This is a genomic window from Pseudomonas putida, assembly GCF_003228315.1.
GTDB classification, from domain to species: Bacteria; Pseudomonadota; Gammaproteobacteria; order Pseudomonadales; family Pseudomonadaceae; genus Aquipseudomonas; species Aquipseudomonas putida_S.
The window spans coordinates 3,349,468-3,376,414 of sequence record NZ_CP029693.1; the positions used below are offsets into that span (position 1 = coordinate 3,349,468).

23 protein-coding genes, 4 tRNA genes and 2 pseudogenes are annotated in these 26,947 nt (G+C 60.0%); 14 read left to right on the forward strand and 15 right to left on the reverse strand.

Going from position 1 to position 26,947, the window contains the following annotated elements; all coding sequences use genetic code 11:
• Nucleotides 1-138 precede the first annotated feature (138 nt).
• The 3 genes from DKY63_RS15575 to DKY63_RS15585 all read left to right on the forward strand — a co-directional run bounded on the left by DKY63_RS15575 (nucleotide 139) and on the right by DKY63_RS15585 (nucleotide 4,501).
• Nucleotides 139-1,155, forward strand: coding sequence for a class I SAM-dependent rRNA methyltransferase (locus DKY63_RS15575; protein ID WP_110964915.1), 1,017 nt, complete (start codon nucleotides 139-141; stop codon nucleotides 1,153-1,155).
• Nucleotides 1,156-1,250: 95 nt separating this feature from the next.
• Nucleotides 1,251-4,205 carry a DUF748 domain-containing protein gene (locus tag DKY63_RS15580; protein ID WP_110964916.1) on the forward strand — a complete coding sequence of 985 codons (2,955 nt, stop codon included), beginning with the start codon at nucleotides 1,251-1,253 and terminating at the stop codon, nucleotides 4,203-4,205.
• Nucleotides 4,205-4,501 carry a DUF2845 domain-containing protein gene (locus DKY63_RS15585; protein ID WP_110964917.1) on the forward strand — a complete coding sequence of 99 codons (297 nt, stop codon included), beginning with the start codon at nucleotides 4,205-4,207 and terminating at the stop codon, nucleotides 4,499-4,501. The genes DKY63_RS15580 and DKY63_RS15585 overlap by 1 nt, the downstream gene beginning before the upstream one ends.
• A gap of 268 nt (nucleotides 4,502-4,769) precedes the next feature.
• Here DKY63_RS15585 and DKY63_RS15590 read toward each other — a convergent pair whose 3' ends face one another.
• Together DKY63_RS15590 and DKY63_RS15595 are read right to left on the reverse strand one after the other, a co-directional pair.
• Nucleotides 4,770-5,123, reverse strand: coding sequence for a BON domain-containing protein (locus DKY63_RS15590; protein ID WP_110964918.1), 354 nt, complete (start codon nucleotides 5,121-5,123; stop codon nucleotides 4,770-4,772).
• A gap of 309 nt (nucleotides 5,124-5,432) precedes the next feature.
• Nucleotides 5,433-5,834, reverse strand: coding sequence for a pilin (locus DKY63_RS15595; RefSeq protein WP_110964919.1), 402 nt, complete (start codon nucleotides 5,832-5,834; stop codon nucleotides 5,433-5,435).
• A gap of 227 nt (nucleotides 5,835-6,061) precedes the next feature.
• On the opposite strand from DKY63_RS15595, the gene pilB reads away from it, so the two are divergent.
• From pilB to yacG, 5 genes are read left to right on the forward strand one after another with little or no spacing between them, the layout of a single operon-like run.
• Entirely contained in the window at nucleotides 6,062-7,756 is a 1,695-nt protein-coding gene (gene pilB, locus DKY63_RS15600; protein ID WP_110964920.1) for a type IV-A pilus assembly ATPase PilB, read from the forward strand.
• Between the two features lie 2 nt (nucleotides 7,757-7,758).
• On the forward strand, nucleotides 7,759-8,976 hold the full coding sequence (locus DKY63_RS15605; RefSeq protein WP_110964921.1) for a type II secretion system F family protein: 1,218 nt from the start codon (nucleotides 7,759-7,761) through the stop codon (nucleotides 8,974-8,976).
• Between the two features lies 1 nt (nucleotide 8,977).
• Nucleotides 8,978-9,850: a prepilin peptidase gene (locus tag DKY63_RS15610; protein WP_110964922.1), complete on the forward strand. Its 873-nt coding sequence runs from the start codon at nucleotides 8,978-8,980 to the stop codon at nucleotides 9,848-9,850.
• Complete coding sequence (coaE, locus tag DKY63_RS15615; protein ID WP_110964923.1) at nucleotides 9,847-10,470, forward strand: dephospho-CoA kinase; 624 nt, start codon at nucleotides 9,847-9,849, stop codon at nucleotides 10,468-10,470. Before DKY63_RS15610 ends, coaE begins: the two co-directional genes overlap by 4 nt.
• Nucleotides 10,467-10,670 (forward strand): DNA gyrase inhibitor YacG, encoded by a 204-nt coding sequence (gene yacG / locus DKY63_RS15620; RefSeq protein ID WP_110964924.1) that lies wholly within the window; start codon nucleotides 10,467-10,469, stop codon nucleotides 10,668-10,670. Before coaE ends, yacG begins: the two co-directional genes overlap by 4 nt.
• A gap of 30 nt (nucleotides 10,671-10,700) precedes the next feature.
• Here yacG and DKY63_RS15625 read toward each other — a convergent pair whose 3' ends face one another.
• The gene (locus DKY63_RS15625) at nucleotides 10,701-11,390 is read right to left on the reverse strand and encodes an energy-coupling factor ABC transporter permease (RefSeq protein ID WP_110964925.1); all 690 of its coding nucleotides are present in this window, start codon (nucleotides 11,388-11,390) and stop codon (nucleotides 10,701-10,703) included.
• A gap of 260 nt (nucleotides 11,391-11,650) precedes the next feature.
• Between DKY63_RS15625 and DKY63_RS15630 the strand changes: the two genes are divergently transcribed.
• Nucleotides 11,651-11,890 (forward strand): DUF2790 domain-containing protein, encoded by a 240-nt coding sequence (locus DKY63_RS15630; RefSeq protein WP_110964926.1) that lies wholly within the window; start codon nucleotides 11,651-11,653, stop codon nucleotides 11,888-11,890.
• A gap of 8 nt (nucleotides 11,891-11,898) precedes the next feature.
• Here DKY63_RS15630 and DKY63_RS15635 read toward each other — a convergent pair.
• From DKY63_RS15635 to DKY63_RS15645, 3 genes and pseudogenes are all read right to left on the reverse strand, one after another.
• Nucleotides 11,899-13,167: pseudogene (locus DKY63_RS15635) on the reverse strand (OprD family porin).
• Between the two features lie 17 nt (nucleotides 13,168-13,184).
• Nucleotides 13,185-14,405, reverse strand: a complete 1,221-nt coding sequence (locus DKY63_RS15640; protein WP_110964927.1) for a benzoate/H(+) symporter BenE family transporter — start codon at nucleotides 14,403-14,405, stop codon at nucleotides 13,185-13,187.
• On the reverse strand, nucleotides 14,402-15,766 hold the full coding sequence (locus DKY63_RS15645) for an aromatic acid/H+ symport family MFS transporter (RefSeq protein ID WP_110964928.1): 1,365 nt from the start codon (nucleotides 15,764-15,766) through the stop codon (nucleotides 14,402-14,404). Before DKY63_RS15645 ends, DKY63_RS15640 begins: the two co-directional genes overlap by 4 nt.
• A gap of 223 nt (nucleotides 15,767-15,989) precedes the next feature.
• Between DKY63_RS15645 and DKY63_RS15650 the strand changes: the two genes are divergently transcribed.
• Genes DKY63_RS15650 through DKY63_RS15665 form a run of 4 tightly spaced genes read left to right on the forward strand, consistent with a single transcriptional unit; the run spans nucleotide 15,990 to nucleotide 18,724 of the window.
• The gene (locus tag DKY63_RS15650) at nucleotides 15,990-16,616 is read left to right on the forward strand and encodes a DUF1780 domain-containing protein (protein WP_057400461.1); all 627 of its coding nucleotides are present in this window, start codon (nucleotides 15,990-15,992) and stop codon (nucleotides 16,614-16,616) included.
• Entirely contained in the window at nucleotides 16,613-17,140 is a 528-nt protein-coding gene (locus DKY63_RS15655; protein WP_110964929.1) for an MOSC domain-containing protein, read from the forward strand. The genes DKY63_RS15650 and DKY63_RS15655 overlap by 4 nt, the downstream gene beginning before the upstream one ends.
• 51 nt (nucleotides 17,141-17,191) lie before the next feature.
• Nucleotides 17,192-17,365: a DUF3094 domain-containing protein gene (locus tag DKY63_RS15660; RefSeq protein WP_007909875.1), complete on the forward strand. Its 174-nt coding sequence runs from the start codon at nucleotides 17,192-17,194 to the stop codon at nucleotides 17,363-17,365.
• A 60-nt stretch (nucleotides 17,366-17,425) separates the two neighbouring features.
• Nucleotides 17,426-18,724 carry an NAD(P)/FAD-dependent oxidoreductase gene (locus DKY63_RS15665; RefSeq protein WP_110964930.1) on the forward strand — a complete coding sequence of 433 codons (1,299 nt, stop codon included), beginning with the start codon at nucleotides 17,426-17,428 and terminating at the stop codon, nucleotides 18,722-18,724.
• Between the two features lie 116 nt (nucleotides 18,725-18,840).
• Here the strand turns inward: DKY63_RS15665 and DKY63_RS33120 are convergent, their stop codons facing one another.
• The 9 genes and pseudogenes from DKY63_RS33120 to rluD all read right to left on the reverse strand — a co-directional run bounded on the left by DKY63_RS33120 (nucleotide 18,841) and on the right by rluD (nucleotide 25,705).
• The gene (locus tag DKY63_RS33120) at nucleotides 18,841-19,704 is read right to left on the reverse strand and encodes a methyl-accepting chemotaxis protein (protein WP_430523158.1); all 864 of its coding nucleotides are present in this window, start codon (nucleotides 19,702-19,704) and stop codon (nucleotides 18,841-18,843) included.
• A pseudogene (locus DKY63_RS33125) lies at nucleotides 19,696-20,466 on the reverse strand (MCP four helix bundle domain-containing protein); the annotation flags it as partial. The gene DKY63_RS33120 and the pseudogene DKY63_RS33125, both read right to left, overlap by 9 nt.
• A 146-nt stretch (nucleotides 20,467-20,612) precedes the next feature.
• Nucleotides 20,613-20,689, reverse strand: a tRNA-Pro gene (locus DKY63_RS15675).
• Between the two features lie 93 nt (nucleotides 20,690-20,782).
• Nucleotides 20,783-20,858 (reverse strand) — tRNA-Lys (locus DKY63_RS15680).
• A gap of 5 nt (nucleotides 20,859-20,863) precedes the next feature.
• Nucleotides 20,864-20,940 (reverse strand) — tRNA-Pro (locus DKY63_RS15685).
• A 9-nt stretch (nucleotides 20,941-20,949) separates the two neighbouring features.
• A tRNA-Asn gene (locus tag DKY63_RS15690) sits at nucleotides 20,950-21,025 on the reverse strand.
• Nucleotides 21,026-21,325: 300 nt separating this feature from the next.
• Complete coding sequence (gene clpB, locus DKY63_RS15695) at nucleotides 21,326-23,890, reverse strand: ATP-dependent chaperone ClpB (RefSeq protein ID WP_110964932.1); 2,565 nt, start codon at nucleotides 23,888-23,890, stop codon at nucleotides 21,326-21,328.
• Nucleotides 23,891-24,020: 130 nt separating this feature from the next.
• Nucleotides 24,021-24,746, reverse strand: coding sequence for a peptidoglycan editing factor PgeF (gene pgeF, locus DKY63_RS15700; protein ID WP_110964933.1), 726 nt, complete (start codon nucleotides 24,744-24,746; stop codon nucleotides 24,021-24,023).
• Nucleotides 24,743-25,705 (reverse strand): 23S rRNA pseudouridine(1911/1915/1917) synthase RluD, encoded by a 963-nt coding sequence (rluD, locus tag DKY63_RS15705; protein ID WP_110964934.1) that lies wholly within the window; start codon nucleotides 25,703-25,705, stop codon nucleotides 24,743-24,745. The genes pgeF and rluD overlap by 4 nt, the downstream gene beginning before the upstream one ends.
• 151 nt (nucleotides 25,706-25,856) lie before the next feature.
• Between rluD and DKY63_RS15710 the strand changes: the two genes are divergently transcribed.
• On the forward strand, nucleotides 25,857-26,879 hold the full coding sequence (locus tag DKY63_RS15710; RefSeq protein WP_110964935.1) for an outer membrane protein assembly factor BamD: 1,023 nt from the start codon (nucleotides 25,857-25,859) through the stop codon (nucleotides 26,877-26,879).
• The last annotated feature ends 68 nt before the right edge of the window (nucleotides 26,880-26,947 follow it).

Here is a 26,947-nt window from a genome sequence, read left to right on the forward strand (position 1 = left end):
TGCTCGCGATAGCGTCATTACAGCCAACAATGCAACGTCTGGCCCACCGCCATCGCGAGCAAGCTTTGCTCCTACAGGTTGTTCTGCGCTCAAGCTGCTAAACTCCCGCGCCAAATTCCCACCTGCAAGGCGCCCAGCATGTCTTCCTTGAATCAGGCGCTGCGCGCCGCCCTCGAACGTCGCCAGGACCTGTTGGCCGAACTGCACGGCCAGGGTACCGATTGCTATCGCCTGTTCCACGGCAGCCAGGAAGGCGCCGGCGGCCTGACCATTGATCGTTACGGTCCGCAATTGATGGTGCAGAGCTTTCACCAGCCACTGGAACGCGACGCCCTGTTGCAACTGCACGAGATCGTCAACCAGCACCTGGGCTTTGAAAGCCTGCTGGTCTACAACGACCGCTCCGGCGGCAACTCGCGCATCGATCGCGAAGACCATGTCTACCGCGCCGAAGAAGCTGCCTTGCAGGATCTGATCGGCCATGAATGGGGCCTCAATTACCGGGTTCGCGGGCGTCATGCCGGGCAGGACCCGTTGCTGTTCCTCGACCTGCGCAACACCCGCGGCTGGGTAAAGGCGCACAGCAAGAACAAAAGCGTGCTCAACCTGTTCGCCTACACCTGTGGCGTCGGCCTCAGTGCCGCCGCCGGAGGTGCCCGCGAGGTATGCAACCTGGACTTCGCCGAAGGCAATCTGGCGGTCGGTCGTGAAAACGGTCAGCTCAATCCGCAGTTGCCGACCATGGAATTCATTCAGTCCGACTATTTTCCCGCGATCCGCCAACTGGCCGGGCTGCCCATCAGCCAGCGTCGCGGGCAGAAACTGCCGAGCTATCAGCGCCTGGAACAGCGTCAGTACGATCTTGTACTGCTCGACCCTCCGGCCTGGGCCAAGAGTGCGTTCGGCACCGTCGACCTGCTGCGTGACTACCAGAGCCTGCTGAAACCGGCGCTGCTGACCACCGCCGACAACGGCGTGCTGATCTGCTGCAACAACCTGGCAAAAGTCAGCATGGACGATTGGCGCGAACAGGTTCTGCGCTGCGCCGAAAAAGCCGGACGGCCGGTGCGAGAGTGGAGTGTGATGAAGCCGGCGGCGGACTTCCCGTCGATGGATCAACAACCACCGCTGAAAACCCTGATCCTGCAGCTCTGAGTACCCCAGACTATTCCTACAACAAAATGTGAACAGGGCTCTTCCTTCGGAACCGGAAACGCGTGCCATACTCCAAGGCACTCCGATTCAGACAGATGAAGCCACACATGTACAAAGGATTGCTACGCGCCCTCGGCGCCTTGTTGACTGCTCTGGCTCTCTACAGCCTGCTGGGGTTTCTGATTTTGCCGGGCATCGCCTTGCGCGTCGCCAACCAGCAACTGGCCAACTACGCCACGACGCCCGCCTCGATCCAGCGCATCGAACTCAACCCGTTCAGCCTCGAAGTGACCCTTTGGGGCTTGAACATTGGTGAGCCGGGCAAGGAACAGGTCGGCTTCGAACGCCTGTACGCCAACCTGGAACTCGACAGTCTCTGGACCAAGGCGCTGCACCTGTCGGAAATCGAACTGGAGAAATCCAAGACCGAAGTGCTCTTCGGCAAAGACGGCAAACTCAATCTACTGGGACTGTTCAAACTGCCAGCCAGCGAACCGACACCAGCCGATCCCAATGCCAAGCCGTTCCCGCTGCGTATCGACAACATCAAGCTGGCGGGCGGTGCCGTGCATTTTCTCGATGAGCGCCCCAGCGAACCCATCGAATTTCTTTACGACAAACTCGACTTCGAACTGAAGAACCTCAGCACCCTTCCCGAAGACAGTGCCGACATGACCCTGTCGGCCATCGGCCCCAATGGCGGGCAGATCGACTGGACCGGCAACTTCAGCCTTATCCCGCTCGCCTCCGAAGGCAAGCTGAAAGTCACCGACGGCAAGATGAAGGCCTTTTGGCCTTATGTGCGTGACGCGGTGCCACTGGTGCTCGAAAGCGGGGTCTACACCCTCAGCACCGACTACAAACTCAACCTGTCCAAAGAAACCCAACTGCTGCTGAGCAATATCGATCTCAAAGTCGCACCATTCGCCATCAAGGCCCCTGACGGTCGCGAACTGGTGAAACTCGAGCGACTGGATGTCAGCGAAACCACGCTCGACCTGGCCAAACAGCAAGTCGTCGTCGGCAAAATCCGCAGCAATAAACTGGAAACCTGGGCAGCCCTGGAAGCCGACGGCCAACTCGACTGGCAGAAGCTATTTGCCAGCCAGCCTTCCAAACCGGCAGCCAAGGCCAAGGCCGAACCCGCGAGCACCCCGGCAGCGGCCGATTCGCCGAAACCCGAACCGGCCCCCGCCGCCAAACCCTGGCAGGTGCTGCTCAACGACGTGCAACTGCGCAATTACCAGGTGCACCTCGCCGACCGCAAGGCACAGCCTGCCGTCGCCCTGGAACTGGGCCCGCTGAATCTCGACCTGCAGAAGTTCGACAGCCTCAATGGCTCACCCTTCCAGCTCAAGCTCGACACCGGCGTGGGCAAGCAGGGCAAGCTCACGGCCGAAGGCGAAGTCAACCTGGCACCGGTCACCGCCAAACTCAACGTCACAACCCGCGACATCGACCTGCGTGTCGCCCAGTCCTACATCAGCCCGTTCATTCGCCTGGAACTGCGCAGCGGCATGCTGGGCAGCGATCTGGCGGTCAACCTGAAAAGCACCGAACCGCTGGCCTTCAGCGTCACCGGTCGCGCCCAGGTCGATCAACTGCACACCCTCGACACCCTGAAAACCCGCGACTTCGTCAAATGGCAACAAGTGGTGGTCGAAGGCCTGAACTATCAGCACGGTGACAGCCTGTCGATCGACAAAGTGAACATGCTGCAGCCCTATGCGCGCTTCATGATCAACGATGATCGCACCACCAACATCGATGACCTGCTGATCCCGCAGCCCGCCGACGCCGGCACCAAGTCCGCCGCCGCCAAACCCGCTGCCGGCAAGGACAAGCCGCTGGGCATCCACGTTGGCGGGATCGTGATCAACGACGGTTCGGCCAACTTCGCCGACTTCAGCCTGACCCCGAACTTCGCCACCGCGATCCAGGAGCTCAACGGCCAGATCGGTACCATCGACAGCCGCCAGGTCAAACCGGCCGCCGTCGACGTCAAGGGCAAGGTCGACCGCTATGCACCCGTCACCATCAAGGGGGCAGTCAACCCGTTCGACCCGATGGCCAGCCTCGACATCGCCACCAGCTTCAAGCGGGTGGAACTGACCACCCTGACGCCCTACTCCGGCAAATTCGCCGGTTATCGCATCCGCAAGGGCCGGCTCAATCTCGACCTGCACTACAAGATCACCAAGGGCCAGCTCCAGGCCGAAAACAAGGTGGTCGTGGAGCAACTGCAACTGGGTGAGAAAGTCGACAGCCCCGACGCCGTGAGCCTGCCGTTGAAACTGGCGATTGCCTTGCTCAAGGATGTCGACGGCAAGATCTCCATCGAACTGCCGGTGACTGGCGACTTGAACAACCCGCAGTTCAGCGTCATGCCGATTGTCTGGCAGACCCTGCGCAACCTGATCGTCAAGGCGGCCGCCGCACCGTTCAAACTCATTGGTGGCCTGGTGTCCGGTGGCGGCGCGGAAGACCTGGGCACCGTGGCGTTTGCGCCGGGTTCCAGCGAGCTGAGCAAGGACGCCGAAGCGGCTCTGGTCAAGCTGTCCAACGCCCTCAAGGAACGCCCGGCCCTGCGCCTGGAAATCGAAGGCACCGCCGCCAAGAGCAGCGATGGCCCTCTGATTGCCGAGCAGCGCCTGGAGCGTGAGTATCAATACAACTACTACAAGATGCTCCAGCGTCGTGGCGAGAAGGTTCCGGCCCAGGCGTCCATGCTCGACGTGCCGGACAATGAAAAAGGCCCGTTGCTGGAAGGCATCTACCGCACACGTCTGAAGGCGCAGCCTCCGGCCGAATGGAAAGACCTGGGCAAGGAAGAACGCACGGCGAAGATGCGTGAAGGCGTGATCCAGTTCTGGAGTTCCAGCGAAGTGCTGTTGCGCCAGTTGGGCCAGGACCGCGCCAGCAGCATCAAGGATTACCTGGTGGACAAGGGCCAACTGGCCGACGATCGCGTGTACTTCATCGATGCCCAGTTGGGCGAAGCGGAGAAAGACGGCAAGGTCGTTACACCGCTGCACCTGGACGCCGAATGATGGGCAAGCGTCTGTTGCTGGCGATGGTGCTGGCGATGGGCGCCGGCCAGGTATTTGCGGCGGACACGTTGCGCTGTGGCAGCCAACTGATCAGCGTCGGCGACCGCGCGGGGGAAGTGCTGCAAAAATGTGGCGAGCCGGTCAGCCGAGACCAGCTGGGCTACAAGCGCAGTGCCAATCGGCGGGAGGAGTTTCCCGTCGAGGAATGGACTTACGGGCCGAACAACGGGATGTATCAGTACCTGCGGTTCGAGGGCAATCGCCTGACGCAGATCACCAGCAAACGAGGGAACTAAGAACACCACAACCCACTGTAGGAGCGAGCCTGCTCGCGATGAGGGACTGACATCCAACAGATGAGTTGGCAGACAGTCCGCTTTCGCGAGCAGGCTCACTCCTACAGTGGGTTTTGCGTGTCTGAAAATAGAACAGGCCCCGACACGAATGCCGGGGCCTGTAATGGCCACCTCCCTGTGGCCGTTCGCATGAACTCTCCAGAGGCGACAGGCGTATGACTCGGCCCACCTGCCGCGTCTTCTCCCAGTCCAGGCGAGAAGCCTTGCCTTACTCGGCTTTCAGGCCGTCAGCGGAGACCGCCTTGACGCCTTTGATTTTCTTGGTGATCGCCACGGCGGTAGCTTTTTGCGATTCAGTCACCGCAGTGGTCGACGACAGGGACACGACGCCTTTGTTGGTTTCAACCTTGATGTCGGTGCCAGGAATGCCTTTTTCGGTCATCAGGTCACTTTTGACTTTGGTGGTAATCCAGGTATCGGAAGTAGCTTCCTTGGCTTGGGTCATTTCACCGGCTGCCAGAGTCATTGGCGCCTGAGTGGCTTGAGTCTGTGCGAACGCAACATTGGCCATGGTCAGGGTCAGCGCGGTAGCAGTAGCGGCAGCGATAGCGAACTTCTTCATACGAGTAACTCCTGTTTTTCTGGAAATTCTGCTGGGTGTCTTTTCAGCAGGGTTACCTGAGATATTGCGAACGCTGTGCCAAGTTTGAGACAACCAATAAACCCTTATAAATCAACAAGTTATGAAAACGTGGGTTTTTCGGATTCGTGCAAAATGCATGACTTTGATTTTCTCTACATGCAAGTTGCCGTTTTTGAAGAAGGCCTAAAGCCATGAATTGTGGGAAGTTTTCTCTTTTACAGCAGCGCATGACGAAAAATGCCCCGTCCTTTGAGGGACGGGGCATTTTTCCATGCAAAGAACCGGTTGTTAGCCGCCGCAGCCTTTAGGCGCATAGTCGGCAGCGACACTGGTGGAGCATGTCCAACCTTTGGTTGCGTCTCGCGAGAGCGTAACGGTCGCATTTGAAATGACCGCTGGCGCACCTTTCAACGTGCAAACCATCCCAGTCGCGGTGCCGGCAGCAGCGGAAAAAGTGCAGTTCTGGGTATCGCCACCCGGGGCAAATACCGTCACGGCAGGCGCAGCCGTACCGGAGTTGACCGCATCCTCATAATTGACCTTCAACGACGAAAGCTCCGCGACCCCCGCCGTCACCTTAGCCCGCGCCTGGTACTTGGAATACGCCGGAATCGCAAACGTCGCCAGAATCCCGATGATCGCCACCACGATCAGCAACTCGATCAGGGTAAAACCTTTTTGAGTCTTCATAGACAGCCTCCGTGCATGAGTCGAAATCTCATGATCTGACACTGTCTCAGCACAGCCCATGCCAAGCCCCGCAGGCCCAATTGGCGGGGGCACGGTGCAGCAGCGGCACCCTGCCCGGCCCCCAGGATTCGCACTATCTGACACTTTTTGTCACCTGGCCGCCGCTGGTTTGGCTCGATCGCTTGACTAGGCTATAAGTCATCCAACGGTCTTGCCCCGGATTCCCAATGAATGACATCACCCTCAGCGGTCTGGCCAAACAACTGGTCCTGGCCGAGCTGCTCACTGACAAAAGCGCGCAACAGGCCTCGCAACAAGCCCACCGCAACCGCATCTCGCTGGTCAGTTATCTGGTGCAGAACAAACTGGTGAAAAGTCGCCAGGTCGCCGAGATCGCCTCGGAACACTTCGGCATGGCCCTGATGGATCTCAACCACCTCGACAGGGAAACCCAGCCCAAGGGACTGGTCAGTGAAAAGCTGGTGCGCCAGCATCACGCCCTGCCGCTCTGGCGTCGTGGCAACAAGTTGTTCGTGGGGATTTCCGACCCGACCAATCACCAGGCCATCAACGACATTCAGTTCAGTACGGGCCTGAGTACCGAAGCGATCCTGGTCGAAGAAGACAAGCTGAGCGACGCCATCGAAAAATTCTTCGACAGCCATGGCAGCGGCCTGGAAGACATCGGCGACGTTGACCTCGAAGGCGTCGATATCGAAACCGACGATAGGCAGGACGCCATCGTCGGCCAGGATGCCGATGACGCGCCGGTGGTGCGCTTCGTCCACAAGATGCTGCTCGACGCGATCAGGAGCGGCTCTTCCGACCTGCATTTCGAGCCCTACGAGAAAATCTTTCGCGTGCGTGTGCGCACCGACGGCATCCTGCACGAAGTCGCCAAGCCACCGATCCAGCTGGCTGGGCGCATCGCGGCGCGGCTGAAGGTCATGGCCAGCCTCGACATCTCAGAACGTCGCAAGCCACAGGACGGGCGGATCAAGATGCGCCTGTCGAAAAGCCGGTCGATCGATTTTCGGGTCAACACACTGCCCACCCTGTGGGGCGAGAAAGTGGTGATCCGGATCCTCGATCCGTCCAGCGCGCAAATGGGTATCGACGCCCTCGGTTACGAGCCCGACCAGCAAGCGTTGTACATGGACGCGCTCAAGCAGCCCCAGGGGATGATTCTGGTGACAGGCCCCACCGGTTCCGGCAAGACCGTGTCGCTCTACACCGGGCTGAACATTCTCAATACCGTCGACATCAACATCTCCACCGCCGAAGACCCGGTGGAGATCAATATGGAAGGCATCAACCAGGTCAACGTCAATTCGAAACAAGGCATGGATTTCGCCCAGGCGCTGCGTTCGTTCCTGCGTCAGGACCCGGACGTGATCATGGTCGGCGAAATCCGCGATCTGGAAACCGCTGAAATCGCCATCAAGGCGGCCCAGACCGGGCACCTGGTGCTGTCGACCCTGCACACCAACAGCGCCGCGCAAACCCTCACCCGCCTGCACAACATGGGCATCCAGGGTTTCAACATCGCCACTTCCGTCAGCCTGATCATCGCCCAGCGCCTGGCGCGCAAACTGTGCAGCCATTGCCGGACAACCCTCGACATCCCCCGCGAGACATTGATCAAAGAGGGCTTCCCCGAGGAACGCATCGGCTCCTTCACGATCTATGGGCCGGTGGGTTGCGAACACTGCAACGGCGGTTACAAGGGGCGCGTGGGGATTTATGAAGTGGTGAAGAACACGCCGGACTTGCAGCGCCTGATCATGGCCGAAGGTAACGCACTGCAAATCGATGAGCAGATGCGCAAGGACGGCTTCAATGACTTGCGCACCTCGGGCTTGCACAAAGCCATGCAAGGCATCACCAGCCTTGAGGAAATCAACCGGGTCACCAAGGACTGAACATGGCGGTCAAAGCGGCAAAAATCAGCACCTACGCCTGGGAAGGCACCGACCGCAAAGGTACGAAAGTCACCGGCGAGCTGAGCGGCCAGAACCCGGCCCTAATCAAGGCGCAACTGCGCAAGCAAGGCATCAACCCCGGCCGGGTGCGCAAGAAAACGCCCTCCCTGCTCAACCTGGGCAAGGGCATCAAGGCCAAGGACATCGCCCTGTTCACCCGGCAGATGGCGACCATGATGAAAGCCGGCGTGCCCTTGCTGCAGTCGTTCGACATCATCGGCGAAGGCTTCGACAACCCGGCCATGCGCACGCTGGTAGATGAGGTCAAACAGGAAGTCGCCGCTGGCAACAGCTTCGCCGCAGCCCTGCGCAAAAAGCCCAAATACTTCGATGAGTTGTATTGCAACCTGGTGGACGCCGGCGAGCAGGCCGGCGCCCTGGATACCCTGCTGGAGCGGGTGGCGACCTATAAGGAAAAGAGCGAAAGCCTCAAGGCCAAGATCAAGAAAGCCATGACCTACCCGCTGGCGGTGATATTCGTCGCCACCATCGTGACGGGGATTCTGCTGGTCAAAGTGGTGCCGCAATTTCAGTCGGTGTTCGCAAGCTTTGGTGCTGAATTGCCGGCATTTACCGTGATGGTCATCGGCCTGTCGCACTTCATGCAGGACTGGTGGTGGGCGATGCTCGGCGGCTTGATCGCGGCGATCCTGGGCATGCGCCACGGGCTCAAGACGTCGCAGGCTTTGCGTGATCGAGTGGATGCGTGGCTGCTGAAAGTACCCCTTGTAGGCGCCCTGCTGTACAAGTCCGCCGTGGCCCGTTTTGCCCGCACTCTGTCGACCACCTTTGCCGCTGGCGTACCCCTTGTCGAGGCCCTGGATTCCGTGGCGGGCGCCGCCGGTAATGTGGTGTTCAAGCGCGCCGTGCTGCGCATCCGGCAGGACGTCTCGACGGGCATGCAATTGAATTTCTCCATGCGCACTACCGGGCTTTTTCCGAACATGGCGATCCAGATGACCGCCATTGGCGAAGAGTCCGGCGCACTGGACGAGATGCTGGACAAGGTCGCGGGTTTCTATGAAGACGAAGTCGACAATATGGTCGACAGCCTCACCAGCCTGATGGAACCGTTCATCATGGTGGTACTGGGTGTTATTGTCGGTGGCCTGGTGGTTGCGATGTACCTGCCCATCTTCCAACTCGGGTCGACGATCTGACATGCCCTTGAACGAAATCATGACGCTCTACCCCCTGGCATTCGTGGCAATCGCCGGTCTGGTGGGGCTGCTGGTCGGCAGCTTTCTCAACGTGGTGATCTGGCGTCTGCCGAAGATGCTCGAACGCGAGTGGCGCGTGCAGGCCCATGAAATCCTCGGGTTGCCCGAGGAAACGCCACTGCCCACCTACAATCTGCTGCTGCCCCATTCCCAGTGTCCGCGCTGCGAGCACCGGATTCGTGCCTGGGAAAACATTCCCGTCATCAGCTTTCTCTTTCTGCGCGGACGCTGCTCGGCCTGCGCCACCCCCATCAACAAACGCTACCCGTTGACCGAATTGGCCTGCGGCCTGTTGTCGGCGTTCGTGGCCTGGCACTTCGGTTTCGGCTGGCAAGCCGGCATGGCGTTGCTGCTGACCTGGGGCTTGTTGGCCATGAGCCAGATCGACGCCGAGCATCAACTGCTGCCGGATGTGCTGGTACTGCCGCTGTTGTGGCTGGGACTGATCGTCAATAGCCTCGAGCTGTTCGTGCCCCTGCATGACGCGCTGTGGGGCGCGGTGGCCGGCTACCTGTTGCTGTGGTCGGTGTTCTGGCTGTTCAAGCTGCTTACCGGCAAGGACGGCATGGGTCACGGTGATTTCAAGCTGCTGGCAATGTTCGGGGCCTGGGGCGGCTGGCAGATATTGCCGTTGACCATCCTGCTTTCGTCCTTTGTGGGGGCGATCATCGGCGTGATTTACCTGCGTCTGCGCCGGGCAAAAACCTCGACGCCCATCCCCTTCGGCCCCTATCTGGCGATTGCCGGCTGGATTGCCATGCTCTGGGGTGGTCAAATAACCGACTTCTATTGGCAGTTTGTCGGTTTGAAATGAATACCCCTGCGCAAAAACCCTGGATTCTCGGCCTCACCGGCGGCATCGGCAGCGGCAAAAGTGCCGCTGCCCAGCATTTCATCGACCTGGGCGTGCACGTGGTCGACGCCGACCATGCCGCGCGCTGGGTGGTCGAGCCCGGCCGTCCGGCGCTGGCGAAAATCGCCGAACACTTCGGCCCCGGCGTGTTGCAGGCCGACGGCCAACTGGATCGCGCGGCCCTGCGAAAATTGATCTTCGAGGTAGCGGACGAACGCCGTTGGCTCGAAGCGCTGCTGCATCCGTTGATCGCCGAGGAAATCGCTCATCACCTGGCACTGGCAAAATCACCTTACGCCATTCTGGTTTCACCGCTGCTGATCGAATCCGGCCAGTACGCCATGACCCAGCGAGTGCTGGTGATCGATGCCCCCGAACAGTTGCAGATCGAACGCACCTTGCAGCGTGACCAGACCAGCGAAGAGCAGGTCCAGGCGATCCTCAAGGCCCAATCCAGCCGCCAGGATCGCGTCAGCCATGCCAACGAGGTGCTGGTCAACGACCGCGACCTCGCCTGGCTGCACAGCGAGGTCGAACGCCTGCACCACTTTTACCTTACTTTGCCTGGAGGCCAGTCATGAGCCAGTACCCAACCGTCGAATGCCCGACCTGCGGCGCACCTGTCGAGTGGAGCCCCGAGAGCCTGTTCCGGCCCTTTTGCTCCGATCGTTGCAAGCTGATCGACCTGGGCGCGTGGGCCTCGGAAGAACACAAGATTCCGGTGGCCCCGGATGCCGAGGACGAACTGTTCAGCGGCGATTTCGAACCCCGTCATCACTGATACCTGCAAGCACTGACGATTCCAGTCCCGTCAGGGACCGGGATCGTCGTCCTTCCACGGCGCCGACAGATAGCGTGTGCGATTGAAGGTCTCCAGCCATTCCGGGCAGAACACCACCAGCGCGCTGACCACCATGCCGTTGATGAACGCCTCGGGAAAAATGATCAGCCACAGGTAGCCGATAAAATCCTCGAGCCAATAAGGCATGGCGAAGCGCTCGTCGAACCACAGCACCGTGAGTGCCAGCAACAGGCACAGCAACGCCGACAGGGCCGCGGCAAAGAAACCGGACACGAAGATATACACGAAGAGATTGCGCGGCTGTGCACGCTCCACCGCAATCGCACAGCACTCGGTGACCAGCACCGGCAAGACGATAAACAGTGCGCCGTTGACCCCCATCGCCGTCAGGTCCTGACGCCCCAACAGCACCAGCCCCACCTGCGCCACCAGCCCACCGATGATTGCCAGTGGCCAGTCGAGCAACAGCGTCACCGCAGTCATGCCGATGAAGTGATAGGACACGCCAGTATCGAAATCCCGCCGCACCAGCCACAGCAAAAACAGCGCGAACACTGTGCCGAGTACCTGATGCTGGCGACGGCTGTCGGTAAACAACTCGACCCAGGGCGCACGACAAATCGCCCAGATAAGCACCGGTACATAGATCAGCCAACCCAGGGTCAGGGTTTCGGGTGACAGCAACTCGACGCCGATCATGGCGGGTCACGCTCCGTTGACTTGCCGAAAACGAACAGGACCACAGTCTACACCGCGGGCTGAATTGCCTTCGCTCCTACAGGTATTGCATGACTCCTGTGGGAGCGAGCCTGCTCGCGAAAAACGTATGGACGACGCGTTCATTCAGACAGAGCGCGATTGTTACGTTTCCTGCAACGCTGAATCGGCCCAACGCCCCTTTATCACCCACGACCAAAGCCTAAACTTCAAGCATCAGAATCAACCCCGAGCCAACAAAAATGAAAGCCCTGACGACTCTGTTCCTGACCCTCATCGCCACCTCTGCCATGGCCGCCAATGAGCCTTCGGCTACCCCGTACAACCCCGCTCAGCCGCTGGACATCGCCAAGGTGGTTTCCGTGTCCGATACCGCGACCGCGTGCGGGGTCGTGCCGGCGACCATGGTCTATGTCGATCATCAGGGGCAGACCCATCGCGTGACCTACGAGGTCATGGGCAATTGCACCAGCAACCTGTGATCACCCGCTCATAGCAGGGTCCAGGTGTAACTCAGGATCAGACGGTTTTCATCGATATCACTGCGATAGTTGGAGCGCGCCATGGCATTGCGCACACGGATGCCGAGGCCCTTGAGACTGCCGCTCTGCACCGCATACCCGATATCCAGATCGCGCTCGCGATCCTTGCCTTCGTAGCCCTTGCCGGTGTCGACGTTGTTGCCGGAGATGTAACGCACCGTGCTAGTCAAGCCCGGCACGCCCAGGGCGGCAAAATCGTAGTCGTAGCGTGCTTGCCAGGAACGTTCGTCGGTGAAGGCAAACTCGTAGGTCGGCACCTCGTTGCCCAGTGGCGAGATGTTGGCAAAGACCCGCGGGAAAGCCGTGTCGCCATACATCGCCTGGTACCCGACGTAAAAGGTATGACCGCCGCGCTTGGCCGACAGCAGGGAAAAGAACGCCTGGTTGTCGATGTTGCCCAGCAGCTTTTTACCGTCCTCGCGGGAATCGAAGTAGCCGAGGTTGGCCCCCAGAACCCAATCCGCCACCGGCTCGCTGTGCTTGAGGCCAAGAAACCGCTGGTTCTAGATATCTTCCAGTTGCCCGTACCAGGCACTGACCGAGCTGCGCTTTTCGTTGAAGACGTAATCGGCACCAGCAAAATTGAAGCCGTCACTGCTGACCTGACGCTGCGGCACGTGGCCGAGCATAGCCTGCATTTTTTCGTCGCCCGCCTCATTGCGCAGGCTCGTTGAACTCAAGTGGCCACCTTGCAGGGTCAGGCCATTGATCTCGTTGGAAGTGATGCTTGCGCCCTGGTAACTCGGCGGCAGCAGACGGATATCACTGAACACCAGCACCGGCAGGTTGGGTTGCAGCTCCCCGACTTTCAGCTCGGTTTTGGCGTAACGCATTTTCAACGCGCCCTGCAGACGGCTGTAATTATCCGGCGCGCGCCCGTCATCCTGCACCGGCAGCAAACCGGTGTTGACCCGGTCCGGACTGCTGTCCAGCTTGAGGCCGAGCAGACCGATCACGTCCACACCGAAACCGACGGTGCCCTGGGTGTAACCCGATTTGACGTTGAGGATGAAACCCTGCGCCCACTCTTCGGCCTTCGATTGTTGATTCGCTCCGACGATGTCCGAATAGTCCCGGCTGAAGTAGTAATTGCGCGCTTGCAAGGTCGCGGTGGTGTCTTCGATGAAGCCTTTCTCGGCAGCCGTCGCGCCGGTGGAAAAACCGGAGGCGACAGCCAGCGACAACACGGATCCGGTTGCTGGAAAAATCTGTTTCATTGTTTTGTCTCTTATTGTTATTGATCGACAGGAACAACTGCTTTTGCTGCAGCGCTCTGGCTGCGGGTAACGGGACGACGGGCGTTGAGGATCAAGTGGGTGACCATGCCGAAAATCAGCCCCCAGAAAGCCGCGGACAAGCCCAACAGCGACATGCCCGAGGCGGTCGTCAGGAAAGTCACCAGCGCGGCTTCGCGATCATTCGGCACCGCCATCGAGCCGGCCAGTGCGCCAGCAATCGCGGCGAACAGTGCCAGCCCGGCGAGGGCCGTGATCAGTTCTTTGGGGAATGCCGAAAACAGCGAAACCAGGGTCGCGCCGAAGATGCCCAGCACCAGGTAACACAAGCCACCCACGATCCCGGCCACATAACGTTTGCCGGGATCTTCATGGGCTTCGCGGCCGGTGCAGATGGCAGCGGTGATGGCCGCCAGGTTCAACCCATGGCAGCCGAACGGCGCCAGCAACGCCGTACCCAGAGCGCTGCTGGCAATGATCGGGCCGGCCGGCGTTGCATAGCCGCTGGCGCGCAACACCGCCATGCCCGGAACGAACTGCCCGGTCAGTGCCACCATCACCAGCGGCAAGGCGATGTTCAGCGTCGCGCTCAGGCTGAACGCCGGAGTGATCCACACCGGCGTGGCCAGACCGATGACCAGCGCCTCGCGGTGCAAGTCGCCGGCAAGAAACGCCATCGAACAGCCCACCAACAGGACCAGCAGCACCGCATAACGCGGCACCAGCCGTTTACCGATCAGATAGGTGGCAAACATCGCCAGCACCAGCACCGGTTTGCTCTGCAGCGAGACGAACAGCCCGGTGCCGAAGCTGAACAGGATGCCCGCCAGCATCGCGGCTGCCACCGCTCCCGGCAGCTTGCCGATGATCCGGTCGAACGCCCCCGAGATTCCGACCAGAAACACGATCAGGCTGCTGATCAGGTAGGCGCCCACCGCTTCCGGCATGGAGATCCCCGGCAGCAACGCCACCAGCAACGCCGAGCCCGGCGCGGACCAGGCGATGATCACCGGCACCCGAAAGCGCAGGCTCAAGCCGATACCGAGTACGGCGCTGCCGATGGAAATCGCCCAGACCCACGACGACAGCACTTCCCGCGACAGGTGCGCCGCATCGGCCGCCTGGAAAATGATCACCAGAGGGCCGGCGTAGGAAATCACCGTGGCGATGAATCCGGCAACGGCCGCCGACAGGGAAAAATCCCGCAGCAATCGGTTCATGACACTTCGCCCACTGCGCTGTCAGGCAAGGCTGATTGCAAGCCCTCTGGCTGCCCGACACTGCGCCGACTGCTAACGGCGAACACCGTCATGGCGATGGCAGCAATCGCGCCGGGCAAGGCAAACGCCATGAAATTCAATTGCAGCGGCAAACTGATGCCAAGCAAGGCACCGCCCAGCAGCGGACCGACGATGGCACCATTGCGCCCGATGCCCGACGCCCAGCCCAGGCCGGTTGAACGGATGGTCATGGAATAGAACTGCGCGGCACAGGCGTACAGCAAAATCTGCGAGCCGATGGTGGTGGCGCCGGCAATCGCGATCAGCAGGTACAACACCGGCATCGGGCTGTTGAAGCCCAGCAAGGTGATCGACACCGCACCCACGGCAAAGAACGCTGCCAGCACCCGTGGCAGGTTGAGTTTGTCCCCCAGCACACCGCCGCCCACCGCTCCGAAAATCGCACCGAAATTAAGCACCAGCAGGAACGACAGGCTCGAACCCAGGCTATAGCCAGCGTTGGCCATCAGTTTCGGCAGCCAGGAACTCAAGGCGTAGACCATCAACAGGCAGCAGAAGAACGCCAGCCACAACATCAGCGTGCGCAGTGCGCGCCCTTCGCGGAACAACTGCAACACTGGCGTGCCGTTGCCCTTCACTTCGCTCATGTGCAGTTGATCGTCGGCCTGTGCGACGTAGGAAGGTTCAATCCGTTGCAGGACGCTGCGCGCTTCCTGATGGCGCCCCTGGCGCAGCATGAAACCCACCGACTCGGGCAGGAAGTACATGATCAGCGGCAACAGCAGCAACGGCAGGATCGCCACGTAAAACACCGACTGCCAGCCGAAGCTCGGAATCAGCACGATGCCCAGCCCGGCGGACAACATGCCGCCCACCGAGTAACCGCTGAACATGATCGCCACCAGGGTGCTGCGGATTTTCTTCGGCGCGTACTCGTTCATCAGCGCGACGACATTGGGCATCACCCCGCCGATGCCCAGGCCGGCGATGAAACGACAGATGCCGAATTCAGTAGGGTTTCTGGCGAAACCATTGAGCACGGTGAAACCGCTGAAGAGCATCACACAAATGGTGATGGCTTTCTTGCGACCGATCCGGTCGGACAGCGGCCCGAAGAACAGCGCGCCGAACATCATGCCGAACAGTGCATAACTCCCCAGCGCCCCCGCTTGCAGCGGACTGAGCCCCCACTCCTTCATCAGCATCGGCAGGACCACGCCGTAGATCACCAGATCGTAACCATCGAAGATGATGATCAGGGCACACCAGAACAGCACCATCCAGTGAAAGCGGTTGAAACGGGCCTTGTCGATAACCTCATGTACATCGATCTTGCGCATGGCGTTTATCTCTTGTTGTTGTTTTTCAGGTCGTCGGTAAGACGGCGAACGTCCGTACCGCCGATGCTAGAGGTGCAAGAGGCAGGTCAATATCCGGGCTGCGCAGATCGCTATCCGTTTTGTGCAGAGGAGGGGTTGCGGGTTGGGGCCGTCGTGCAGGGATTTGCCGTTGCGCGACAAACTGTTTTCTTTGCGTTCACATTTGAGCGCTAAGCTTGGGCCTATGGATGATTCAGATTACTTACGCCTGCTGACCATCGCGGCCGAGCAGGCCAACGCCTTCCTGTCCAATGCCCGCAAGTGGGAGCGTGAGCGTTGGGTCTGCCAGCGCCTGCTGCAAGGCTTGAACATTCCTTATCGCGCCGACGAGTTCACCCCGGCCGGAGAGCCGCCGGACGTGTTGTTTCGCGATGCCAGTTTCGAAGTGTTCTTCGTCCTCGACGAAGGTCGACGCCTGAACGATGAATGGCGCGACGAGCTGCAACGCCGGCGCAGCGCGTTCTCCCTCAGCCAACTGGTACGGCGCGAAGCCAAGCCCCGGCGCATCCCGGCCAACGAGTTTCTGCTGCGACTGGCGCCGACCTTGCGCAAAAAAGCACATAACTACAAGGAACGCGGCATGGATCTGGGGGAGCTGGACATCATCGCGTTCGCCAGCCTCAAACGTGAAGTGCTGGACCTCAACAGCCATTTCCCGCCTCCCACCGAATACCTGCGCCAGGGCTGGCGTTCGCTGTCGCTGGTGGGGCCGACTTTCGCCCGCGTACTGTTCGCCCATCCCGACGCGCCGGACTTCCTGCGCAGCAACCTGGGGCGCAGCATCGTTTTCGATGTCGGGATCAGTCTGTGAGTCCATTGCAGACATTGATTGCCGAGGTGCCACAACTGGGACGCGTGCGCTGGATCGGTGTGCGGCCGCAGTCGCGCTCCTCGATGGTGGAACTGGACGCCGTGGAGGCTCGGCTGGAGGCCGGCCTGACCGGCGATCACGCCCGCCCCGGGGTACGTAACGCACGGCAGGTCACGCTGATCCAGTGGGAGCACCTGGCGGTGATCAGTTCACTGATGGGGCGCCCGGACGATCAGCCGGTCACGCCTGAAGATCTGCGGCGCAATCTCGTTATCAGTGGCATCAACCTGTTCAGCCTCAAGGGCCGGCGCTTTCGCATTGGTCAGGCGATCTTCGAAACCACCGGCTGGTGCCAGCCCTGCGCGCGCCTGGAAAACAATCTGGGGGTCGGGACTTTTCAGGCGGTACGCGGACATGGCGGAATCACTGCCCGAGTGTTACAAAGTGGCATCATTCGCCTGGGCGATACGGTGAGCGTCGAGCCCATTCCCGACACCGGCTATGCTCCGTTCATCGTTCGTTAAATCTGCCTGTAGCTTCTACACATTCAGCAACGTCTACCTGACGAGGGCTTTATGACCAGCCGCCTGAACCCCGAAGACCAAAAGCATGTCGAAGAGTACCTGCAACTGTCCCAGCACCGAGTCGAGCGCCGGCCATTCCGGCCGTGGATGCTCCTTGTGCTGGTGTTGGCAGTGACCATTGGCCTGGGCCTGTTGAGCCGATTTATCAGTTACCTGACGCTATGAGCTGCCTTGCGCTCGCTCGGGTAACCGCACCGATTTCTTTTAGCCTTGCGAGTTATCCCCATGTCCCATCGTATCGTTATTGTCGGCGGCGGCGCCGGCGGTCTGGAGTTGGCTACCCGTCTGGGTAAGACTCTGGGCAAGCGCGGCACGGCCAGCGTGATGCTGGTCGACGCGAACCTGACCCACATCTGGAAACCACTGCTGCACGAAGTGGCCGCCGGATCCCTGAACTCTTCCGAAGACGAACTCAACTATGTAGCCCAGGCGAAATGGAACCACTTCGAGTTCCAGCTGGGACGCATGAGCGGGCTCGATCGCGCGCAGAAAAAAATCCAGCTGGCCGCCACCTATGACGAAGCCGGCCTGGAACTGGTACCTGCGCGGGAAGTGTCTTATGACACGCTGGTGATTTCCGTCGGCAGCACCACCAACGATTTCGGCACCCAGGGCGCGGCGCAGCACTGCCTGTTCCTCGACACCCGCAAACAGGCCGAACGCTTCCACCAGCAATTGCTCAACCACTACCTGCGTGCCCACGCCGGGCAAAACGTTCAGGACGAACAAATCAGCGTGGCCATCGTCGGAGCCGGTGCCACCGGGGTCGAACTGGCCGCCGAGCTGCACAACGCGGCCCACGAACTGGCGGCCTATGGGCTGGACCGGATCAAGCCGGAAAACATGCACATCACCCTGATCGAAGCCGGGCCTCGGGTCCTGCCGGCGCTGCCGGAGCGCATCGGCGGGCCTGTGCACAAGACCCTTGAGAAGCTCGGGGTCAACGTCATGACCAATGCCGCGGTCAGCGAAGTGACGGCCGACGCGCTGATCACTGGCGACGGTAAAGTGATCAACGCTGGCCTGAAAGTCTGGGCGGCGGGGATTCGTGCCCCGGGCTTCCTCAAGGACATCGACGGTCTGGAAACCAACCGTATCAACCAACTGCACGTGCTGCCGACCCTGCAGACCACTCGCGACGAGAACATCTTCGCCTTCGGCGACTGCGCCGCCTGCCCGCAACCGGGCAGCGACCGCAATGTGCCGCCACGGGCCCAGGCCGCGCATCAACAGGCATCGTTGCTGGCCAAGTCGCTGAAGCTGCGCATCGAAGGCAAGCCACTGCCGGAGTACAAATACACCGACTACGGCTCGCTGATCTCGCTGTCGCGTTTTTCCGCTGTGGGTAACTTGATGGGTAACCTGACCGGCAGCGTGATGCTGGAGGGATGGCTGGCGCGGATGTTCTACGTGTCGCTGTACCGCATGCACCAGATGGCGCTGTACGGATGGTTCCGCACGGCCATGCTGATGCTGGGCAGCAAGATCGGGCGCGGGACTGAGCCGCGGCTGAAACTGCATTAACCCCTGAACATTGTAGGAGCGAGCCTGCTCGCGATGACGGTCTTACATTCAGTACATCTGCTGAATGTTAGGCCCTCATCGCGAGCAGGCTCGCTCCTACAGGTTTTCTGTCGGGGTTAAACCCGAAACCGCCGCACCATCCCCTGCAGTGCATTGGCCAGTTGCGACAACTCATGGCTTGAAGCACTGGTCTGATCCGCCCCGGCTGCCGAGCGCACCGACAAATCACGAATGTTCACCAGGTTGCGATCGACCTCCCGGGCCACTTGTGCCTGTTCTTCTGCGGCGCTGGCGATCACCAGGTTTCGCTCGTGAATCTGATGCACGGACGCCGTAATGGTTTGCAACGCCTCACCTGCGCGCTCGGCCAGGATCAGCGTACTGGCGGCACGGGTGGCGCTGGCGTTCATGGCGTCCAGGGCCAGGCTCGATCCATTGCGCATGCCTTGTACCATTTGCTCGATTTCCCGGGTCGATTGCTGCGTACGCCCGGCCAGGGCCCGCACTTCATCGGCCACCACCGCAAAACCCCGGCCGCTCTCCCCTGCCCGCGCCGCCTCGATGGCCGCGTTGAGTGCCAGCAGATTGGTCTGTTCGGCGATGGCGCGAATCACATCCAGAACCTTGCCGATATCCTGGGATTGATTGGCCAGCGACTGCACCAACTCGCTGGTGCTCTGTACATCCTCGGACAGAGAACTGATGGCACTGGCCGTTTCGCTGACCCGTTCCTGCCCCAGATGCGCCGACTCACTGGATTGGCGAGTGGCATCGGAGGTCGACACGGCATTACGCGCGACCTCTTCCACGGCACTGGTCATCTGGTTGACGGCGGTGGCCGCCTGTTCAATTTCGTTGCTTTGCTGTTGCAGCCCCTGATTGCTGTCGAGGGTGACGGCGTTCAGCTCATCAGCCGCAGTCGCCAACTGAGTGGCGGATCCGCTGATGCCCTGCAAGGTTTCCCGCAGGTTCTGCTGCATGGTGGCCAATGCCTTGAGCAAACGGCTGACTTCATCATTGCCACGGGTTTCGATCGGACGGGTCAGGTCGCCCTGGGCCACATGCTCCGCGGCAGTGACCGCTTCGCTCAACGGACGCACGATGCTGCGGGTCAACAACAGCGCCAAAGCGACTGTCGCCAGCGCTGCGAGGGCGATGAACAGGCTGACGATCATGCGTGAGGTGTCGTAGTGATCTTTGGATTTTTCGCTTTCGGCGGCGACCTGCCGCGTGAACAGTTCCGCAAGGTCACTGAGTTGCTTGCCCGAGCCGTCGACCACGGTTTTCATGTCGACCAGCAGCAGTTTGGTCAATTCGTCGCGACGCCCCTGTTCGGCCAGGGTGAATGATTGAGCAATGCCGGCGCGATAGGCGGTGAAGGTGCTCTTGAACTGGTCATACAACGCCTTGCCTTCAGCCGAGGTGACCAGCTTGTCGTAGGCGGCGATTTTCTCGCTCAGTTCCTTGTCCCGGGTATCCATCTGGCTGCGGTATTGCGCGATGTTCTTCGGGTCCTGATCCAGGGCCATGCGCAAGGAAATGGTGCGAATGCGCAGCATGATTTCACGAATCTCGTCACCACCGCGAATGCTGGGCAGCCATTGTTTCTCCACCGCCACTTCGCTCTCGCGGATACTCGACATCTGCCCCAGGGCAAAAATCCCCAGCAGCGCCACGAGCACCGCGATCAAGGCAAACCCCAGTGCGGCACGGGGGGCAATATTCAACTGACGAAGAAACATAACGAGCGCCTTTGTTTTTTTATGGCTTGAGTGGAGGGCTGAACCCCGACAGCTCGTTATCGGCAAGTTGTACGATGACTTGAAGCGATGTGCTTTTCTGAAGACAAAAAAAATCCCCGTATCTTTCGATACGAGGATTTTTAATATGGTCGGGGTAAGGGGATTCGAACTCCTGACATCCTGCTCCCAAAGCAGGCGCGCTACCGGACTGCGCTATACCCCGGTAAAAAAAAGGCACCTTCGAGAGGCGCCTTCTGCGAACAGAGCTTTTGGCGTCTGATCTTAAGATTCGATTCCAGCGAACTGGTCTCAAAAATGGTGGGTCGTGTGGGATTCGAACCTACGACCAATTGGTTAAAAGCCAACTGCTCTACCAACTGAGCTAACGACCCAAAAATGGTCGGGGTAAGGGGATTCGAACTCCTGACATCCTGCTCCCAAAGCAGGCGCGCTACCGGACTGCGCTATACCCCGGTTTGAAATTGGCTCCGTGACCAGGACTCGAACCTGGGACCCAATGATTAACAGTCATTTGCTCTACCGACTGAGCTATCACGGAACTACACATTTCAACTTACAACGGTGAAGCTTTACTGCGTTCTCTTCGACTCGTTCGCATCGCTGCGTTCGTGTGTCTGAGGCGCGCTATTCTACAATCTTCAAAACCTCTGTCAACCCCCTAAATTGCTTTCAAGTTAATGATTTGCAACTTATTTTGGATTCCTGCTTGGGGAGCTGAAACCCTGGTGGGTGACTGACTGCGGGGCGCACTTTACAAGCCTTTTCCTTTAAGTTCAACAGCCTGGCGAAAAAAAGGCCTCGCAATGCGAGGCCTTCATTTTACAACCGCCGTTTAGGCTCAGTTGAAAACGATCTCGTCGTTTTCCACAGTGCCTTTGGCCGTATCCCCCGGCATGAATCGACCGGAGAGAATCAGCTGTGCCAGCGGGTTCTCGATCCAGCGCTGGATCGCACGCTTGAGTGGTCGTGCGCCATACACCGGGTCATACCCGACCGCGATCAGCTTATCCATGGCCTCTGGGCTCAGCTCCAACTTCAGTTCGCGCTCGGTGAGGCGACTGCGCAGGCGGCTCAACTGGATCTCGGTAATACCGGCGATCTGATCCCGTGCCAAAGGCTCGAAGATCACCACTTCGTCGACCCGGTTGATGAACTCCGGCCGGAAGTGCGAGGAAATCGCATCCATCACCGCAGCACGCTGGGCCTCACGATCACCCACCAGCTCCTGAATCTGTACCGAACCCAGGTTGGAGGTCATGACGATCACGGTGTTCTTGAAGTCCACCGTGCGGCCATGGCTGTCGGTCAGGCGTCCGTCCTCCAGCACTTGCAGCAAGACGTTGAACACGTCCGGATGCGCCTTCTCCACCTCGTCCAGCAGAATCACCGAGTAAGGCTTGCGCCGCACCGCCTCGGTCAGGTAACCGCCCTCTTCATAGCCTACATAGCCTGGTGGCGCACCGATCAAGCGAGCCACGGAATGTTTCTCCATGAATTCGGACATGTCGATGCGTACCATTGCCTCTTCGGTATCGAAGAGGAACTCGGCCAACGCCTTGCACAGCTCGGTTTTACCGACACCGGTCGGGCCGAGGAACATGAACGAACCGCTAGGACGATTCGGGTCGGCCAACCCGGCACGGGAGCGCCGCACCGCATTGGAAACCGCCACCACCGCTTCTTCCTGGCCAATCACACGCTGGTGCAACAGGCTTTCCATCTTCATCAGTTTTTCGCGCTCGCCTTCGAGCATTTTCGACACTGGAATACCGGTCCACTTCGAAACGACTTCGGCGATTTCCTCTTCAGTCACCTTGCTGCGCAGCAACTGGTTTTCGCTTTTTCCATGCTGGTCGACCATCTGCAGGCTGCGCTCCAGATCCGGGATCACCCCGTACTGCAGCTCGGCCATGCGGTTCAGATCGCCCTTGCGACGGGCCGCTTCCAGTTCCTGACGGGACTGCTCGATTTTCTGCTGAATCTGCGCAGAACCCTGCACCTCGGCTTTTTCCGAGTTCCAGATTTCTTCGAGATCCGAGTACTCACGCTCATGACGAGCGATTTCTTCCTGCAGCTTTTCCAGACGCTTCTTCGCCGCGTCGTCGCTTTCTTTCTTCAGTGCCTGGGATTCCACCTTCAACTGAATCAGGCGGCGCTCCAGACGGTCCAGCACTTCCGGCTTGGAGTCGATTTCCATGCGGATGCGGCTGGCAGCTTCGTCGATCAGGTCGATGGCCTTGTCCGGCAACTGACGATCGGTGATGTAGCGATGGCTGAGCTTGGCCGCCGCGATGATCGCGCCGTCGGTAATCGCCACCTTGTGGTGAACCTCATAACGCTCCTTGAGGCCACGGAGGATAGCGATGGTGTCCTCTTCACTTGGCTCGTCCACCAGGACTTTCTGGAAGCGCCGCTCGAGGGCCGCGTCCTTCTCTATGTATTGGCGGTACTCGTTGAGCGTGGTCGCACCGACACAATGCAACTCGCCACGGGCCAGGGCTGGCTTGAGCATGTTGCCGGCATCCATCGAGCCTTCGCCTTTACCGGCGCCAACCATGGTGTGCAGTTCGTCGATGAACAGAATGATCTGCCCTTCCTGTTTCGACAGTTCATTGAGCAGCGCTTTGAGCCGCTCTTCGAACTCGCCGCGATACTTGGCACCGGCAATCAGCGCCCCCATGTCCAGGGACAGCAGGCGCTTGCCCTTCAGGCCATCCGGCACTTCGCCATTGATGATGCGTTGGGCCAGACCTTCGGCAATCGCGGTTTTACCCACGCCAGGCTCACCGATCAGCACCGGGTTGTTTTTGGTGCGACGCTGCAGGACCTGAATGGTCCGGCGAATTTCGTCGTCACGACCGATGACCGGATCGAGCTTGCCGTCTTCGGCGCGCTTGGTCAGGTCGACGGTGTATTTATCCAGCGCCTGGCGCGCTTCTTCGTGGTTGGGGTCATTGACCGCCTCGCCACCGCGCAGGTTGTTGATCGCATTTTCCAGAGCCTTCTTGCTCACGCCCTGGCCAAGCAGCAGCTTGCCGAGTTTGCTGTTCTCGTCCATGGCGGCGAGCAGCACCAACTCGCTGGAAATGAACTGGTCGCCCTTCTGCTGCGCCAGGCGGTCGGCCTGATTGAGCAGACGCGCCAGATCCTGCGACATGTTGACGTCGCCGGTCGGATTCTGGATTTTCGGCAGCTGGTCGAGCTCTTTGGTCAGCTCTTTACGCAAGCTGTTGACGTCAAAGCCCACCTGCATCAGCAGGGGCTTGATAGAACCGCCCTGTTGTTCGAGCAGGGCCTGCATCAAGTGCGCCGGCTCGATGGCGGGATGGTCAAGACCGACGGCCAAAGATTGGGCGTCGGATAAAGCTAACTGCAACTTACTGGTTAAACGATCTATACGCATGGGTCACCTTCCTTTTGAGCAGGCCGGACCTATAGAACATCCTGAATGAAGAAACCTGCCAGATACCACGTTAGATGCGGTCGATTCTGGGAGTTTCAAGCGTCTTGACGTTGACGCAGGTCAGAGGAGTCTAGCGTTCGAGCCAGATCAAGGAGGCGAATCGGCCGGTGCGGGGTGCACGGCGGTAGGAAAAGAAGCGTGGATCGGTCACGGTGCAGAAACCGCCACCATAAACCGCGGTGACACCACGAGCCGCCAGACGCAAACGCGCCAACATATAGATGTCGGCCATGAACTTGCCTTCGTTTTGACTCGGTACGAAGGCGTCGGCAGCCTCAGGCAATTGCTCGACGAAGGTTTCGCGCACTTCCGGGCCAACTTCAAACGCTCGCGGGCCAATGGCCGGGCCTAGCCAAACCAGTACTTCAGACGCTGGTACGGCCAGACTCTCGAGAGTTGCTTCAAGCACACCCGCCGCCAACCCGCGCCAACCGGCGTGTGCCGCCGCCACGCGAGTGCCGGCGCGGTCGCAAAACAGTGCAGGCAGGCAATCGGCGGTCATCGCCGCGCAGGCGATCCCGGGGGTCGACGTCCAGCTCGCATCGGCGGTGACGACCTGGCTCGGATCGGCATGGGCCACGACGATTCCGTGGACCTGCTGCAGCCAGGCCGGTTGAATATCGAAATGATCGGTCAGACGACGGCGATTTTCGGCAACAGCTTCGGGACTGTCATCGACGTGATCGCCAAGATTGAGGCTGTCGAACGGCGCCAGACTGACGCCGCCCGCACGGGTGGTGACACAGGCTTTGACCCCGGCCGGCGCGGGCCAGTCTGGAATCAGCCAGTCACTCATCCGACAAATGCCTCACGGTCTTGCTTGAGCAGAGTCAGCAACCAGACGAAGTCTTCCGGCAACGGCGACTCCCAGCTCATGCGCTTGCCGGTGGTCGGGTGATCCAGTTCCAGGAACCGTGCATGCAGGGCCTGACGCGGGAAGTGTTTCAACGACTCGACCATGGTCTGGCTGGCTGCCGGCGGGATACGGAATCGGCCACCATAAGCCGGGTCTCCGACCAACGGGAAGTTGATGTGGGCCATGTGCACACGAATCTGGTGCGTACGACCGGTTTCCAGTTTGACCCGCACGTGAGTGTGGGAGCGGAAGCGCTCCAGCACACGGTAATGGCTGACGGCCGGCTTGCCACCTTCCATTACCGCCATGCGCTGGCGCTGCTGGCCGTGACGACCGATCGGCGCGTTGATCTTGCCGCCGGCAGTCACCACACCGATCACGATGCATTCATAGATACGGCTGACGCTGCGGCTCTGCAACTGTGCCACCAACTGCGTCTGCGCCTGAATGGTCTTGGCCACCACCATAAGACCGGTGGTGTCCTTGTCCAGGCGATGCACGATACCGGCACGGGGCACGTTGACGATGTCCGGTACGTGGTGCAGCAAGGCATTAAGCAGAGTGCCATCAGCATGGCCGGCGGCGGGATGCACCACCAGGCCCGCAGGCTTGTTGATCACCAGGATGTCGTCATCTTCATAGACGATGTCCAGGTCAATGTCCTGAGCGACCCATTCACCTTGAGCTTCCTGCTCGGCGGTCAGCTCAAGAATGGCGCCGCCGTGAACGATGTCTCGCGGGCGGATAACCGCCCCATCCACAGTCAGGCGGCCGTCTTTGATCCAGGCGGAAAGGCGCGAGCGCGAGTGCTCTGCGAATAATTGTGCGGCGACTTGATCGAGGCGTTGGCCGCCCAATTCGGACGGCACCTCTGCGCGGAGTTCAATTTTATCGGACATGCTCAGACTAGGCGTCGGCACAGCTTTTGGTTTCGGCTGCGCGCTTGTGGTTAAATACGGCGTCTTTTGCCCCGAGGCTATTCAACGGGGCGCTCATCATAACAGGACGGCCACGCCCAAGACAGCGGCCGTCATAGGGACGCAAGCCGCCATGCAAGTGAAACACCTGCTGCTGATCGCCATCCTCGCATTGACCGCTGCGTGCTCATCGAAGGAAGTCGTAGACGAAAACCTGAGTGAAGTCGAGTTGTACCAGCAGGCCCAGGCAGATCTGGACAACAACAGCTACAACAGCGCCACGGCCAAGCTGAAGGCTCTGGAGTCGCGTTATCCGTTCGGTCGTTATGCTGATCAGGCTCAACTCGAGCTCATCTACGCCAACTACAAGAACGCCGAACCGGAAGCTGCCAAGGCCGCTGCCGAGCGTTTCATCCGCTTGCACCCACAGCACCCGAACGTCGATTACGCCTATTACCTGAAGGGCCTGACGTCGTTCGACCAGGACGTCGGCCTGCTGGCCCGCTTCCTGCCGCTGGACATGACCAAGCGTGACCCGGGCGCCGCGCGCGACTCCTACAACGAGTTCGCCCAGCTGACCAGCCGCTTCCCGAACAGCCGTTATGCTCCAGACGCCAAGCAGCGCATGATCTACCTGCGAAACCTGCTGGCTGCCTACGAAATTCACGTTGCCGACTACTACCTGACCCGCCAGGCCTATGTGGCCGCCGCGAACCGTGGTCGCTACGTTGTGGAAAACTTCCAGGAAACCCCTTCGGTCGGTGACGGCCTGGCGGTGATGACCGAGTCCTACCAGCGTCTGCACCTGGACGATCTGGCCGCCACCAGCCTCGAAACCCTGAAGCTCAACTACCCGAACCACCCGACGCTGGTCGATGGCCAGTTCGTGCCGACGGTCGCCGAAGCCGACAACCGTTCGTGGTTGAGCAAGGCCACCCTGGGTCTGATCGAGTCCCGTCCGCCACTGCCACCGGGAGAAACCCGCGCCAACCAGGACGTGCAGAAGCAGTTCCAGGACGCCAAGGACGCAATCCCGAGCGAGCTCAAGCCTAAAAACTCGGACGGTGACGTAATCGAAGAACAAGACCATGAGGCTGAAGGCAACAACGAAGACCGTTCGTGGTTCAGCTACATGACCTTTGGCGTGTTCGACTGATACGACCGACGGCAACAAAAAAGGGAGGCTCTCGAGCCTCCCTTTTTTGTTGCGCCTGTTTTGTCCCA